The sequence below is a fragment of the Lentilactobacillus dabitei genome, assembly GCF_019061365.1.
Lineage (GTDB): Bacteria > Bacillota > Bacilli > Lactobacillales > Lactobacillaceae > Lentilactobacillus > Lentilactobacillus dabitei.
Window position 1 is genome coordinate 1 of the sequence record NZ_JAHPPD010000069.1, and the last position, 14,792, is coordinate 14,792.

A 14,792-nucleotide genomic window follows, 5' to 3' on the forward strand; every position below is an offset into this window, starting at 1 on the left:
AATCTCTCTTGCGACATCTTTAATATGAAAAAGCCTTATTAGTCCGCTTTTAAAAGTGGTCCAATAAGGTTTTTTTAGTGTTTAGATTAATAATTATTATCTTGGCGTTTTTCGTTAATCTGGTTCTTATCCTTAAAAGCAGTTTCAATTTCAGTCTCCGAATACCCAAAATCAACTAAACCAAACTTCAAGAATAGCCGCCATGAATGATTAAAACTATCACCACTATGGTTAAAGTAAGCATCAAACAACATCCGTTTCATTGCGAGATATTGCTTATCTAAACTATCTTCCTTCTTTAAAGATTCAATCTTTGGTAAATCTTTCTCGGAGTTGAGCACAAAGTGGTTCCAGTTCTTTAGATTTGAAATTAACAGATAAAAATCTAAAGCGTCCACATATTCATATAGTAACGTTTCTCTGGGCGTTTTATCAGGATCGCTTTTGCCACGATGAATCTTCCAAACTTTAAACCACTCCGAGGTATTAGCCATCTCTGATAATTCAACATCCAAAGCCACAAACGCATTTTTGATTCGGGCTTCGTTTGCCCAATGAAGCTGTTTTTTATCCTCAATTTGCCGATTTAAGAATACAGATGCTGAAATGAGCGCTTGTAAATCCATTTGATCATTAACTCCTATCCAAATACAAACTGATTTGAGAGAATTTCCAACTGTTTTTTGTTATCAAGGTACCACTCCTGAATGAATGGGTAATCAAGTAAAAGATAGAGCCAACTTTCTTTTTGGTCGGCATCATAAATAGCGGCTCCCCATTTTGGCCGATCGGAATTACCTGAATTATAAACCTTAAGTTGAGTGCCATCATTCAACGTTAACGATGCGCCACCATTTTGATCAGCCATCAAGATGAATTTGTTATCGGCTGACTTAACGAACAACTCATCCATAATTGCTTCCGGAATTTCACCAGCAGCAAATTCATAAAATTCACCATTGACGCCATCCAAGACGTTGAAGTCAATTTTAAATCCAAAGCTCTCTTTAAGAATTTCGGCAACTTTTAGCAAAACTTCCAGTGCTGCTTTCGAATCACTGACCGTTGTTCCCTCTAAGTCAACCACGAAGTAATCAATCAAAGCAGAACCATGGAACATCAATTCCTTTGTCTTTAAATTCAAATAGAATAATGGTCGATTGTAGTCTGTCGGCCCAAAGAAAAAGCCGGTGGGATTCTTACTCGATTTTGTAAAGGTGAAAGTGTTGTCACTTAGAGAAGCAAACTTGCATAACAATTTTTGAACGTGTTCAGCATTAATAATGGTTAACCCTTTGGATCCGGATAAACTCAAAATCCGTTCCAAAAACACCAGCTGAACGTCGGCATCAGAAAATTGATGGGGAAAAACAACAAAATCAGAATTAAGTTGATAATTAGTCAATTCAACTGCCGCAGCTAACAGATCATTCTTGTCAGATGTATTGTTTAACCGATTAAAGGCATCAACGTACTTTGTTCCATTATTGAGGCCATTTTTAATTGAATCACTGTAGTGATTGAGCAACTCGTTAGTAGTCAAAACTTTCTTTTCAGTTTCCTTACTCACCGTCGCTCACCTGCGATTCTTCTGCCAAATTCTGAATGTATTTGGCATATAAATTCCGATTGTTTTCGTTGAAAGCATCAAAACTGCCAAAGGAAGCTCTGATATTTTGCTTTTCAAGATTCAAGATTGTTTCTTCCTTTGATAGTGCAAGAATTTTATTCTCATTTGCTTTAATTTTCGGTCGACTGTTTGATGCCTGCTCATCAATATTAGTCAATTCAAGCAATGCATCACTTAATTGCTGGTGTTCTTCTTTGACCTTACCGGCTTCCCAAGGCATTGGCGATTTTTCCTCATTTTCCTTGAGTTGTTTTCGAATTTCTTCTTTACGTCGATCACGTTTGTCCTGGTCCTCAATGAGCTGAGTTAATTTTTCATTTTCCTCACCAAGTTGTCTCATCTCAGCGTCGTTTACGCGACTATTCTCTAATTCCAACTGGAAAGACTTAGCCAAAATCTGATATTCTTCTTCAGAAAAATTGAATCGCACATTAATTGGATCCAAATCACCAAACATGCGGTGGTCCCACCAATTTCCAAAGTAGATATGAAACTTACCCAATTCATACTCATGATAATAAAAGAACGGGTAAGTTTTTCCTAAATAATCAATCAATTTGTTGCTCAAATGATGACTCAATTGCGCATTTAAATCGGCTGCCAGACTAAAATGATCAGGTTTTGCTTCTGATAAAGTCTCCCCATTAGCCTCGGTGGCATATCGATTAGGATCGATTAATTCATAAATTTTAAGGTCGTCACCCTTTGTAATTGACTCATTAAGGTCATTCAAATAGTCCATCTTCTGCTTTAAAGCCGAAGACAAAATGGTATCATTTTGACTGAATTGATTTTCTTCAGTTTTTCTGTCCATATTATTGCCTCATTTTCCCCTTATTTATACACTTAATGTTATCTGAAAACCGCTGATAAATAAAGGGCTAATCACTTGATTATTCAATGTTTTGTCAATTTAGACCCTTTTTAGTCGAAATCAAGATAAAAAAGCTTTCATTCAGTACCCAAACTTTGGTTACAGAAATGAAAGCTTTTTGATTTGATACTTGAAACTGGTTTTAATTAATACTTTTCAAGATATTGATCACGTTCCCAGCCAGATACTTGGGTACGGTATGAATCGTATTCCAAATTCTTGGCTTCAATGAAACTGTGATATAGGTGTTCGCCCAATGCCTGCTTCATAACTTCGTCAGCAGACAAGTCCTTCAATGCATTGTGAAGGGTATCAGGTAAGTTGGTAATGTGACTTTGTTGACGTTCCTGAGCATCCATTCGATAGATGTTACGATCGATACTGTGTTCAGGTTCGATCTTGTTCTTGAGACCGTCAAGGCCGGCTTCTAGGACACAGGCAATGGCAAGATATGGGTTGGCAGTTGGATCAACACTTCGAAGTTCCAAACGAGTTGAATTACCACGGGCACTTGGAATTCGGATTAATGGTGAACGGTTTGAACCAGACCATGCAACATAAACAGGGGCTTCATAGCCGGGAACTAAACGCTTGTATGAGTTAACGATTGGGTTACATACGGCAGTAAATGAACGGGCATGCTTCAACAATCCGCCAAGGAAGTAATAAGCTTCTTGAGAAATCTCTAATTTGCCATCCTTGTCGTAGAAAGTATTGCCTTTGTCGCTAAACAATGACATGTTCAAATGCATTCCTGAACCATTGATTCCACTTAGAGGTTTTGGCATGAAGGTTGCATATAAGCCATACTTACGAGCAACTGTCTTAACAACCAGCTTGAATGTTTGAATGTTATCAGCTGCAGTTAACGCATCTGCATACTTGAAATCAATTTCATGTTGTCCAGGGGCAACTTCATGATGGGCAGCTTCAACATCGAAGCCCATTTCTTCAAGCGTTAATACAATTTCACGACGGCAATTTTCACCAAGATCCATTGGTGCCATATCGAAGTAACTTCCCTTATCGTTTAGGTGTAAGGTTGGTTCACCATTTTCACCCATCTTAAATAAGAAAAATTCTGGTTCAGGGCCAATGTTGAATGAAGTAAATCCTGCTTTCTTCATATCGCCAAGAACCCGGATGAGGTTGTTTCGGGGGTCTGCTGCATAGGGTTCGCCATTTGGACGATAAACTTGACAAATAACCCGAGCAATCTTGCCACGATCAGTACTCCATGGGAAGATCATCCAAGTTGAGAGATCTGGGTACAAGTACATATCACTTTCTTCAATTCGAACGAATCCTTCGATTGAAGAACCATCAAACATTAATTTGTCATCAAGCAATTTATCCAACTGAGTTATTGGAACTTCAACGTTTTTGATTGTGCCAAACAGATCCGTAAACATCAAACGTAAAAATTTGACGTCTTCATCTTTTACCATCTTGCGAATATCATCTTTTGTATAATCGTGTCTAGTTGCCATCTATATAACGCTCCCATCAGTGATTTAGTTTATTCAAATTATTCGGATCATCAAATGACGAAGAAGGCGGCTTCAATCCACCAATGTTTAGAAATTCATCTTGGAGAATCTTTCTCACATCACTGTCAGTGAGTCCCTTCTCTAAGTTTCGCTTCCGCTCATCTTCCAACTGGGATTGCTTTTTATAGACCTCTTTAATACCTGAGATATTTAAACCGTCATCCAAGTAATCCTTAATCTCTAGTAGCCGGTCAACGTCATTAAGCGAATACATCCTTCGGTTACCCTCGTTTCTGAGGGGCTTAATCAAATCTTGCTGCTCATAATATCGTATTTGTCTTGCCGTCAAGTCAGTTAACTTCATCACAGTTCCAATCGGCAGAACTGACATTGAACGCCGTAATTCCTTCTCTCGCATTGTTCACCTCCTAAATCTTGTAACCATAATACCATTCCTAAAACCAATGTCAATAGTGAATGTTATATTTTATGACATCAGTTGGCTAAATCTTCTTCCGTAACCATTTATCAATATCTAAAATCAATCGATCCCTATCGTCAGGATGTTCTATCACGTTATACCAAACGGGGTGCGTCTTATTTCTAAACCAGGTGAGTTGACGTTTTGCGTAATGGCGAGAATCTTTCTTAACAAGCTCGACGGCGTCTTCAAGTGAGCGGTTGCCAGCAAAGTAATCATAAAACTCGTGATAACCGATCCCTTTGCCAGCTTGAAGTTCATTCCCGCCATTGTTGAACAAATACCTTGCTTCGTCTATTAACCCTGACTTCATCATGATGTCAACACGTTGGTTGATTCTTTGATATAGCAACTTGCGATCGGTATTAAGTCCAACAACGAACGAATCAAACGGTTGCGGATTATTCGTCTGATCAGAAAATAGATGATCCGTTTTTTTATAAACTTCAAGTGCTCTGATGACTCGCCTGACGTTATTTGCAGGAATTTGGGCAGCGGCTTTAGGGTCGACTGAAGCGAGCCGATTATGTAAAGCCATGTTACCTTCCGTATCAGCAATTTGGTACAACTTCTTCCGTAGGCCATCATCTGTGTATTGATCTCCGCCCAATTCCAAGCCGTCCAGCAACGCTTGCAAATAAAAGCCAGTGCCACCGACAATGATTGATAAATGCCCCCTGCTGATAATCTGATTAATTTGGTCGGTTGCATCGTGAATAAAGTCAGCGACCGAATATCGTTCAGTAATGTCGCGAATATTAATTAAATGGTGAGGCACCCCTTGTTTTTCGCTGTCAGTAATCTTAGCGGTTCCAATATCCAACTTTCGGTAAACCTGCATAGAATCGCCAGAAATGACTTCACCCTCAAACTTTTGAGCAACTTTAATTGACATGGCAGTTTTACCAACTGCAGTCGGTCCAACGATTGCCAGAACTTTTTTCATTTTACTCACCCCGCATTTCCTTGCGTAATTGGACGGCTCTTGCCGGATAATCCGTGATAATGGCCGCCATGTTGCGCTCAAAACAATATTGCATATCCTCCGTTGAATTAACCGTCCATGGGCGAAGATGTTTAGCAGCAGCGAAGAATGGGTGGCGTTTAAGCCAGCAAATATCTGGATGAAAATCCTCAATCAACCGATTCTTTTTAAGTGCTTTGGCTTGTTTGGCAGCCGTTTTGAATAGCTTTGCCCGATAAGCTTGGGGATCAATGTTGTTCAGAATTTCCAATGATTGCGCATTGAAACTGGAATAAATTAGCTGAAACGGATAATCTATTGCTGAAAAATATTCATAAACCGCCTGCTCAATGCCTGGATATTGAATTTTGTTGGTTTTTAATTCAAGGTTAAAAACACCTTGGAAATTGTTTTGAACGAGCAGTTCAACGACTTCTTGTAAAGTTGGAATTCTAGTTCCTTTAAATTCATCAGAAAATCGGATCCCGGCGTCAAGGTGTTTTAATTCTGAAAGATTCTTTTCATGAATGAGTCCATGTCCATTAGTTGTTCGATCCACCGTTTCATCATGCATGATGATCAATTGATGATCCTTGGAAAAATGAACATCAGTTTCAATCCCATCACAACCGTCGTCAATTGCAGCTTGAAATGCCACTAATGTATTTTCAGGCCGGGTCCCTTTACTACCGCGATGGGCAATTATTTTTGTATCAATTTTCATAACAACCTCCAATAATCCGTACAATAATTAATCAATTAACTAGAATTCTGAACCCAAATAACGCATAATGAAAGTATCAAGTTGCATTGGAGGGTTTGAAATGAAACATTTTACAAGTGGTCTCATAGTTGGTGTCGTTGGAACAGTCACTGCAGGTTTAGCTGCATTAATGACTTTTAAAAAAGCGGTGGTCGATCCCATTGAGGATGAAGAAAGTAAGTTTGAAGAGAACCGTCGTAGGGCGCTTCGTAAGAGCCGTGCCGCTCACCATGGTTAATTTAAAGCACATGCGATTCTAAGCTAAGCACGATTGACATTCTAAAACATTTTGAAATGAGGCTGGAACAAAACGATTGTTTTGCTGCCAGCCTCATTTAGTATATTCAACCCAAATTTGCATTAGAATCCACAAATCAGTTAAATATTATTTTTCTTTTCCTTACCGTTCCAATTTTGGTAACCGGTTTTCAGAATATAAATTTCTCGGTAACCCTTTTTGCTTAAGAACAAGGCAGCCCTTTTACTAATAGTTTTGCCCTGATCATACAAGTAAACGGGTAAATCAGACCGGATTTGACTATAAAAATTTCGAATCGTTGAAAACGGCACGTTACGGGCACCTAAAATGTGACCATCCTTAAAGCTTTTGGACTCACGTAGGTCAATCACTTGTGCTTTTCTCATGCCCTTTTGAAATTCATCGTTGGATAAGTATGTAGCTGCTTTTTTCACTCGTACATTTTGATAAAGTGTATAGCACAGCCACACACCTAAAATAATAATCAAAATAATCGACATCACGATATTTGGATTAACTGCTCCTACTATCACTTGTAATACCATCCCTTTACCTTTACTTTATTGTTAATGTCAACTGGGACGAAACCGACTATTGTGGGAGTGCCAATGAAGCAGCACCAATCACCCCGGCATCATTACCAAGTTGTGCTAGTTTTAGTTTAGTTGAATCTCGGACTGATGGAAAGGCATTTTCTTGGAAATAACGAGTGGTTGGCTGCAATAAGGTGTTGCCAGCGTTAGATACACCACCACCGATAATGATATTTTCTGGATTTAAGATGTTCCCAACATCTGACAATGCTAACCCAAGATATGAACAAACTTTGTCAACGATTTGGTTTGCCAAAATGTCCCCATTATCAGCGAGATAAAAGACCATTTTGGAAGTTAATCCCTCATCACTATCAATTAATTCAATGATTCGTGACTTACCAGTGAATTGTTTGGCTAAATCTTTCGCCAGTCGAACGACACCAGTTGCTGAAGCGTATTGCTCTAAGCAACCGCGTTTGCCACAGGTACAAAGATAGCCACCAGGTTGAACGGTAATATGACCAATTTCACCGGCACCACCATTAATTCCATGAACAAGATGGCCGTTTGTAACCACCCCGCCACCAACACCGGTTCCTAAAGTGACAAAGACAACATCTTTTGCTTTATAACCTGCACCTTTCCAGAACTCGCCCAAAGCGGCGCTGTTAGCGTCATTATCGATGAAAACTGGCAATTGAAGATTAGCAGAAATTGTGGCGCCAACCGGTTGCACAATTTCCCAGCCTAAGTTGTAGGCACCGACAACGGTTCCTTTTTCACGATCAACAGCTCCGGGAGTTCCCATTCCAATCCCCAAGAAGTCATTGGAATTGTAATCATCCTTGCGCATTTGATTTGCAATAGATTGAACAATATTTGGAACAATATTACTGCCTGCATTACTGATATCAGTGGGGATTCGCCACTTTGTTAAAATATTTCCAGATTGGTCAATGAATGCAAATTTTGTTGTGGTCCCGCCCAAATCAATTCCGATCAGTTTCTTTGCCAATGTTGTTACCCCTACTTTCCTTTTTTTCTTCGACACGATGTTCTCGATTTAATATCAACTTAGCTTGAATAAATTCCTTATGCGTAATTAATTGAGCATCATGAAGATGATCCAACTCCAACGCCATGACCTCAATGTCCCAAAGTCGCTTGCCAACATAGACATAAATATCAAACTTTTTGAGTAATTGTTGAACATCATATAGCGTTTTCATTATCTCACATCCCAATTAAAATTTCTTTCAAATTTGAAAAATATTAAAGATTTCCCTGCATTCCTAGAATAAAGAGCCCAACGGAAATGATAACGAGCATCACGCCAGCAATTCCTCGTTTAACTGGACTCACTTTCGCAAAGCCCACGCCAACAACGTATGCCACCAAGAATCCGCCGACTAAGCCACCGATATGACCGGCAATATCAATTCCCTGAACAAATAAGTCAGTTCCGATGTTCAAGACAATAAACAGTAAAAATGTTTTGGCCATTGATGTAATGACAGGATTCTTGGAGAAACTTTCTCCGAGCATCATAAAGGCACCAAAGAGGCCGAAAATTGCCGTGCTGGCACCTGCCGATAATCCATAACTAAATGTGAAGCTGGCAAGATTACCAACAATTCCAGACACTAGAAAAATCAATAGAAATCGCCAATGACCGAATAATTGCTCAACATACTCGCCGATAAAATATAACGTAATGCCATTCATTAGAATGTGGGTAAAACCGATGTGAATAAACATCGGGGTAATCAGCCGCCAATATTCCCCGGCACGAATGGCGGGATTATACTTGGCGCCAAATTCAACCAATATATTTGGATTAGTAGTGCCACCCATTGCAGTCATCACTAGGAACACAACCACCATGATTGCGAGCAACCCATACGTGACAAACGGCTTATCTTTTAGTTTGCTCATTGTATCTCCTTGCATGAAAAGAGTTCAATAAATAATTTTATCAATTAAGATATCGTGAGGTTCTACCGGCCATCTGGGTCGTTCATATAGTTGTGGTGGCAATGCTAATGAGATACTCTTACCAACAAAATCAGCAAGGTATCGGTCATAGAAGCCCCCTCCAAACCCCACTCGATAATGATTCTTAGAAAACGCTAACCCCGGAACAATTAAAGCATCAATGTCTGTTTTGTCAATAATTTCTCCACCCACTGGTTCACGGGTTCCAAAGGGCGTTTGAGACAGATACGTATCTTCCTCAAGCAGTACAAATTCCATTTGTCGATGAGGTAAAGTTCGTGGAACGACAACTTGTTTATCATTTTGTAGTGAATGTTTGATGATTGGTGATGTGTCTAGCTCTCCCGGCATACTAAGTGTAATGCCAACTATTTGACTGTTTAAATAATCAGGATCGGTATAAAGTCGGGATTCTAGGTTGGTAATCAATTCAGCTGCATCCTTGCGTTGAAAGAATTCTTCAATTTTTTGGGCTTGAATTTTTCTCAGTTGTGGCTTACTTAAATCTTGTTCACTCACGATATCACCAACATTTCTTTTTGCTTAATTAATTATTGCTCGTGAATATAAAAAAGGTTTGGGTTATTTACCCAAGCCTTATTTGGTTTCTCGATGTAATGTCACTTTACGATCACGTGGACAATACTTTTTAAGCTCCAAACGGTCGGGGTTGTTACGACGGTTCTTGCTAGATAAGTAAGTACGTTCGTGGCATTCTGTACATTCCAAAGTAATGTGTACTCGCATGGAATACTACCTCCAAACTTTTTATTAATACAGCTACTCTATTAGCCTTAACTTAAAACATTTTATCATCAATCTTGTAAAATTACTAGGATTAAATCAATAAATGTTAAGTGTTTTTACTTAACAGTTGAAGTTGATTGAACATCCTTCCAATAAGCAGCGTAAATTTTCTTAGCTAACTGCATATTGTTACTCTCAGCATTTACCCCTAAATTAGGCATTGCGAGGGCAACCACAACTTGTGGGTGAGTTGACGGCGCATAGGAAGCCAAACTCAAAGTAACGGTTTCGTTACCATTGTAGAATGTCTGAGCTGTACCAGTCTTAGCGGAAATCTCCGGTTTGATCGTATCAAGTTCGCCACCAGTCTTGTACGTGTTGGTTCCGTGAACCACATCATACAAGCCTTTCTTAACGACGGCTCGTTGTGATTGGGTCATGTCGATATGATTCAAAACATCTGGCATAACAGTGGCCTTGACCTGACCCAGCTTACCGTCCTTCGTGGTTCCTCTGATTGATTGAACAACGTGGGGGGCAATCCGGTAACCACCATTGGCGACCGTGGAAATGTATTGCGCAACCTGCATGGTGGTGTAGGCATCATAGTTACCAAAAGCTAAATCCAATGCACTCCCAATGTGAGATTTGCCACTCTTACCTTTAAGTCCAGTGGATTCACCAGGAATATCGATTCCCGTATCAATCCCAAGGCCAAACTGGTTGAAGTAGCCTCGCATGGTATTAAACACGTTCGGACTCATTGTCAGTGCACCGCCTTCAACATAATTGAAATGGCCTTCCTTCATAGCCAATTGCATCATGTAAGAGTTTGAAGATACTTCCAGTGCGCCACTGGCATCCACGGCAATGTTTGCATTACCACTATGATTAAACCATGAAGATTTTTTAACCCCACCGGTGGTAATCGGTTGATCGGTTAAGGTGCTGTTAGTTGGTGTAATGACGCCATCCATAAGAGCACCAGAAACCATTGCCCCTTTGACAACTGACCCCATTACAATTGAACTGTTGATTGTTCCCAGAATGTTATCAGTGATCTTCGAGGTTTTAGGATTCCGGTTAACCCCACCCATTCCGATGATAGCCCCATTATTGGGGTTCATGACAACCGCGTAAGTTCCGGTTGAGTTTCCGCCAGCACCAGACTCTGCAGAACGAACCAAGGATTGAAGATCCTTTTGGAATTTGGCGTTAATGGTTAATTGAAGGTTGTCCCCTTTTTGACCACCGTACTTTTTAATTTCTTTCTTAATCTGGTTATCACTGTTTAAAACGATCTGGGTCTGAGATTTAGTCCCACGAAGAACCGGCTCGTATTGCCGTTCCAAGTAACTTTGGCCGACACTATCGTTACGTGAGTAGCCTTGAGCGAGTAATTCATTCACGCGATCACTAGGTAGCCCAGTCTTTTCATTAGATACCGTCCCGGTAATTCCTTGAATCGACTGACCATTTGGATAATTTCGGCTCCAACTAGTTCCAACGTTCACCCCAGGCATATCTGCAAGATGTTCACCAACTTCGGCAACTTCTCTCTGAGTAACCCCACTATCCTTGATATTAACAGTTGATAATTGATAAGCACCACTCATTTTTGCGAAGATTGTGGCCGCCACTTTGGTTGCATGGCTAAAAGTGTCAGGATTCATCTTCTCGACGTAACTGACGGCCTTATCATACATCACATCTTCACTGTCTCCAGAAGAAATTCCAGGCGCTTTCTTTTCGACCGCTGATAGTCTATTTGCGTCCGACAAATAGTAATCAGCAAGCTGACGTTTCGTTAAGCTTGAGGTTGAAACTGTGATATAGTCCGCTAAACGATTGGCCGTCCGGTAGAGATCGGTTGTCAGATCATTGACACCCTTTGTATACACAATGGCTTGATGAGCTGAATTACCAACCAGAATATGGCCAGTGGAATCATAAATCATTCCCCGTTGAACATTGCCGTTGACAACAGACGTGTCGGATCGATTCACTTCCGCCTTAAATTTAGCGCCATACATGACCTGCAGATAGGCCAGTTGAGTTAATAATGCAACAAACAAGATACCAACAATAATGAAGATAATATTGATTCGAAAGGGCAGGGATGCCGCCTTACCCTTTTTTATTCTTTTGTTTCTTTTCTTAAAAATTTTCACGATATTTACTCCTTGCTATGGAATCAATTCTATCAAATTTTTACCGTAAAAACTAGAACCGTTCCCCATTCTTTAATTAATTATGATATTCTAAACAATGATATTTATTTTTTAGAAAAGGACGTTGTATATGAAAGTCAAAAAGACAAAACGATTCATTATTTACGCCATGTGTTTTTTGGTGCCCCTCGCAATTGCAACCTGTTACTTCATTTATCGCCGTTTTGCGCCGTTTGGCAATTCATCGATCATGACGGTTGATATGGGCCAACAGTATATTGATTTCTTTGCCCACTACCGAGACACCCTCTTACATAACCCAAGCGGTTTTATTTATTCTTTTGCCAACGCGCTGGGTGGTGGGATGATCGGGACTTGGAGTTATTACTTAATGAGTCCTTTAAACTTACTAATCTTGCTGTTCCCACTTTCAAAGTTGCCTAGTGTAATTGCAATCATCACCTTGCTCAAATACGCACTCAGTGGCTTAAGTTTTGGGTATTTCTTGATTCAATCCAAGAAATACGTTAGCTGGTCAGTGGTTGGGTTTTCAACCGCCTACGCACTGATGGGCTGGATGATTGCTAACCAATTCAACACATTGTGGATTGATGCAGCGATTATCCTACCAATTATTTTCTTAGGATTTCAGAGAGTCCTTCATGATAAATCAAGTGTACTTTACGTTGTCGCACTCACGATCATGTTTATCATTAATTATTACATGGGTTGGATGATTGCTTTATTTCTCACCGCTTATATGGTCATTTACGGCATTGCTAGGGCTTATCCGGTCGATACCAGTAAATACTTTCACATCATTGTTAAATGGATTAAGGCGTCAGTTTTGAGTGCAATGTTAACGGCCTGGCTGCTCATTCCAACTTTCTTCTCGCTACTTGCCGGAAAAACTCATTATACCAGAAACCAGTTCCAAATTCGCTTTGAATACAATCCGCTTGACATGCTTGGTAAATTTTTCAACGGTTCCGTTGATTTCAAACAATTGCCAAGTGGAACCGCAAATATATTTGTAGGTAGTATCGTTGTTATTTTATTTGTTTATTACTTCTTTATTTCAAGTATCAAGAAAAACGTCCGCTTTGCCAACCTTGGACTGACCGCGTTTATGATTCTGTCCATGGTTTTCCAGCCGCTTGATCTTTTGTGGCACGGCTGGCAGCTACCAGTTTGGTACACATTTAGATTCTCATATCTCTTCTCATTCTTGATGATTGTAACTGCCTTTAGCGCCTTCCTGCATATCTTAAAGGAAGGCCTTGATTCCAAGCGGTTCTCAATCGTGATGGGTCTTATCGTTCTGGGAGTCGCTTACGTGGGCATATTCAAAAAGCATTTCGAATATCTGCACTCAGATAACTTTATCTGGGGATGTGTTTTCCTTGTTATCAGTGCGGGTGTCATTATTGCCTGTGCCATCTATAAACAAAGCCTATTGTTAGCCGTCACCGTTTTCGTCGTGATGGCTGGTGAAGCTGGTCTTAACATGGTCACTTCGCTCAACAATTTAGATTATCTAAAGAGTCATGATTTTACAACCTATACCAAGATGCTTCGTAAGGAAGTTAACCAAGTTAAACAAAAGGATAAGAGCTTCTACCGGATTGGCACAACTTTTGCCCGGACCAAGAACGACGCATTTGCTGCTGACTTTAACGGTGGCTCAATCTTTTCTTCAACCCTTGAGGCCAACACTTCTCAATTCTTTAAGCACATTGGGCAACCAAACGGCGATTCCTTTGTTCTTTACTCAAACGGAACGATGTTTACTGATTCGTTGCTGGGAATGAAGTATTACATGAATCAACAAATTCCTGAAAATAATCCAAACAAGAAGCAACAAAAAGAACCCGTTCCAGCACTTACTAGAAAACCTGATTTAACCAGTTATGAACTCCTTTCACAGGACAAGTTAATTGGAACCTACAAGAACCCATATGCATTACCACTTGGATTCTTAGCACCAAAGAGCGGCATGAATAATAACAAAATTGCTTCAGATCCAATCGAATATCAAAATGAACTGGCTAACCGTTTAGATCCAAATATTAAGAGCCTCTATCAACCAGCCAATTACTCACATATTCGTTACAATAATATTTACAAGATTTCTAAATTAAACAACGCAATCTTGAAGAAGAAAAATATGATGGAGCTGTCGTACATCATATTGACTGTCCCTGGTCAAGCCAACACCTCTTATTACATGACACTTGGAACCAACTTTAATAAGGGCCAAATTTCAATCTCAGTTGATGGTCAAAATCAAACACAGTTTACCCCTTCTGAACGAACAATTATTGCCAATATTGGTAACGAACAAGTTGCGGGCAACATTAATATCCAGATCTTTGTGAATGCAAGTAGTACAATGCTACGGGATGTTAGATTGTACAAAGTCCACAATAGCAAAATTGCACAATTTTCAAACGACATGAAGGCTAATCCTTTCAAGATTAATAAGTGGAATGAGCGATCAATGAGTGGAACTGTCAATGTGAAGTCTAATAATCAAGCATTAACGACCACAATTCCTTATTCGAAAGGTTGGCATGCAACTGTTGACGGTAAAGCCGTCACCCCTAAGATGTGGGAGAACATGTTCCTGTATGTGCCGATGACAAAGGGGCATCATACTGTGAAGCTTAGTTTCTGGCCGGAAGGATTAACAGCCGGTCTCATCATTGGCTTAATCGGTTGGATCTTTATCGGATTTGAATTTTACCGCAGTCGTTCCAAAAAGAAAAAAGCTTTGACAAATTCAGAAACAATTGAATTTCGAGATCAAGATTAGAATTAATTAAACACCAAAAGTGCCAGTGGCCTTGGAGACGCAATTGTCTTCAAGGCCACTGGCACTT

The 14,792-nt window shown here is 39.9% G+C and carries 16 protein-coding genes; 2 read left to right on the top strand and 14 right to left on the bottom strand.

The window, feature by feature from the left end:
• Positions 1 to 86 precede the first annotated feature (86 nt).
• From KTE19_RS10220 to KTE19_RS10250, 7 genes are all read right to left on the bottom strand, one after another.
• Positions 87 to 626, bottom strand: coding sequence for a dUTPase (locus tag KTE19_RS10220; protein WP_056982671.1), 540 nt, complete (start codon positions 624 to 626; stop codon positions 87 to 89).
• A 14-nt stretch (positions 627 to 640) separates the two neighbouring features.
• Positions 641 to 1,570: a hypothetical protein gene (locus tag KTE19_RS10225; protein ID WP_217164084.1), complete on the bottom strand. Its 930-nt coding sequence runs from the start codon at positions 1,568 to 1,570 to the stop codon at positions 641 to 643.
• Positions 1,563 to 2,444, bottom strand: coding sequence for a hypothetical protein (locus tag KTE19_RS10230; RefSeq protein ID WP_217164082.1), 882 nt, complete (start codon positions 2,442 to 2,444; stop codon positions 1,563 to 1,565). The genes KTE19_RS10225 and KTE19_RS10230 overlap by 8 nt, the downstream gene beginning before the upstream one ends.
• A gap of 206 nt (positions 2,445 to 2,650) precedes the next feature.
• Positions 2,651 to 3,994, bottom strand: coding sequence for a type I glutamate--ammonia ligase (gene glnA / locus KTE19_RS10235; RefSeq protein WP_217164081.1), 1,344 nt, complete (start codon positions 3,992 to 3,994; stop codon positions 2,651 to 2,653).
• Between the two features lie 16 nt (positions 3,995 to 4,010).
• Positions 4,011 to 4,412 carry a MerR family transcriptional regulator gene (locus tag KTE19_RS10240; RefSeq protein ID WP_054746670.1) on the bottom strand — a complete coding sequence of 134 codons (402 nt, stop codon included), beginning with the start codon at positions 4,410 to 4,412 and terminating at the stop codon, positions 4,011 to 4,013.
• An 85-nt stretch (positions 4,413 to 4,497) separates the two neighbouring features.
• The gene (miaA, locus tag KTE19_RS10245) at positions 4,498 to 5,421 is read right to left on the bottom strand and encodes a tRNA (adenosine(37)-N6)-dimethylallyltransferase MiaA (RefSeq protein ID WP_217342227.1); all 924 of its coding nucleotides are present in this window, start codon (positions 5,419 to 5,421) and stop codon (positions 4,498 to 4,500) included.
• A 1-nt stretch (position 5,422) separates the two neighbouring features.
• Complete coding sequence (locus KTE19_RS10250) at positions 5,423 to 6,163, bottom strand: glycerophosphodiester phosphodiesterase family protein (RefSeq protein WP_217342228.1); 741 nt, start codon at positions 6,161 to 6,163, stop codon at positions 5,423 to 5,425.
• A 100-nt stretch (positions 6,164 to 6,263) separates the two neighbouring features.
• On the opposite strand from KTE19_RS10250, the gene KTE19_RS10255 reads away from it, so the two are divergent.
• Positions 6,264 to 6,440, top strand: coding sequence for a DUF3042 family protein (locus tag KTE19_RS10255; RefSeq protein WP_217164076.1), 177 nt, complete (start codon positions 6,264 to 6,266; stop codon positions 6,438 to 6,440).
• A 140-nt stretch (positions 6,441 to 6,580) separates the two neighbouring features.
• Here KTE19_RS10255 and KTE19_RS10260 read toward each other — a convergent pair whose 3' ends face one another.
• The 7 genes from KTE19_RS10260 to KTE19_RS10290 all read right to left on the bottom strand — a co-directional run bounded on the left by KTE19_RS10260 (position 6,581) and on the right by KTE19_RS10290 (position 11,910).
• Complete coding sequence (locus KTE19_RS10260; protein WP_217342229.1) at positions 6,581 to 7,006, bottom strand: rhodanese-like domain-containing protein; 426 nt, start codon at positions 7,004 to 7,006, stop codon at positions 6,581 to 6,583.
• A gap of 46 nt (positions 7,007 to 7,052) precedes the next feature.
• Positions 7,053 to 8,012 carry an ROK family glucokinase gene (locus KTE19_RS10265; protein ID WP_217164072.1) on the bottom strand — a complete coding sequence of 320 codons (960 nt, stop codon included), beginning with the start codon at positions 8,010 to 8,012 and terminating at the stop codon, positions 7,053 to 7,055.
• Positions 7,987 to 8,226: a YqgQ family protein gene (locus KTE19_RS10270; RefSeq protein ID WP_056982662.1), complete on the bottom strand. Its 240-nt coding sequence runs from the start codon at positions 8,224 to 8,226 to the stop codon at positions 7,987 to 7,989. The genes KTE19_RS10265 and KTE19_RS10270 overlap by 26 nt, the downstream gene beginning before the upstream one ends.
• Positions 8,227 to 8,269: 43 nt before the next feature.
• The gene (locus tag KTE19_RS10275) at positions 8,270 to 8,932 is read right to left on the bottom strand and encodes a rhomboid family intramembrane serine protease (protein ID WP_217164070.1); all 663 of its coding nucleotides are present in this window, start codon (positions 8,930 to 8,932) and stop codon (positions 8,270 to 8,272) included.
• A 24-nt stretch (positions 8,933 to 8,956) separates the two neighbouring features.
• A complete protein-coding gene (locus KTE19_RS10280; protein ID WP_217164069.1) occupies positions 8,957 to 9,511 on the bottom strand; it encodes a 5-formyltetrahydrofolate cyclo-ligase in 555 nt (184 codons plus the stop codon).
• 78 nt (positions 9,512 to 9,589) lie between these two features.
• On the bottom strand, positions 9,590 to 9,739 hold the full coding sequence (gene rpmG / locus KTE19_RS10285; RefSeq protein WP_081467884.1) for a 50S ribosomal protein L33: 150 nt from the start codon (positions 9,737 to 9,739) through the stop codon (positions 9,590 to 9,592).
• Between the two features lie 116 nt (positions 9,740 to 9,855).
• On the bottom strand, positions 9,856 to 11,910 hold the full coding sequence (locus KTE19_RS10290) for a peptidoglycan D,D-transpeptidase FtsI family protein (RefSeq protein ID WP_217342230.1): 2,055 nt from the start codon (positions 11,908 to 11,910) through the stop codon (positions 9,856 to 9,858).
• Positions 11,911 to 12,040: 130 nt separating this feature from the next.
• On the opposite strand from KTE19_RS10290, the gene KTE19_RS10295 reads away from it, so the two are divergent.
• On the top strand, positions 12,041 to 14,725 hold the full coding sequence (locus KTE19_RS10295; protein WP_217342231.1) for a YfhO family protein: 2,685 nt from the start codon (positions 12,041 to 12,043) through the stop codon (positions 14,723 to 14,725).
• The last annotated feature ends 67 nt before the right edge of the window (positions 14,726 to 14,792 follow it).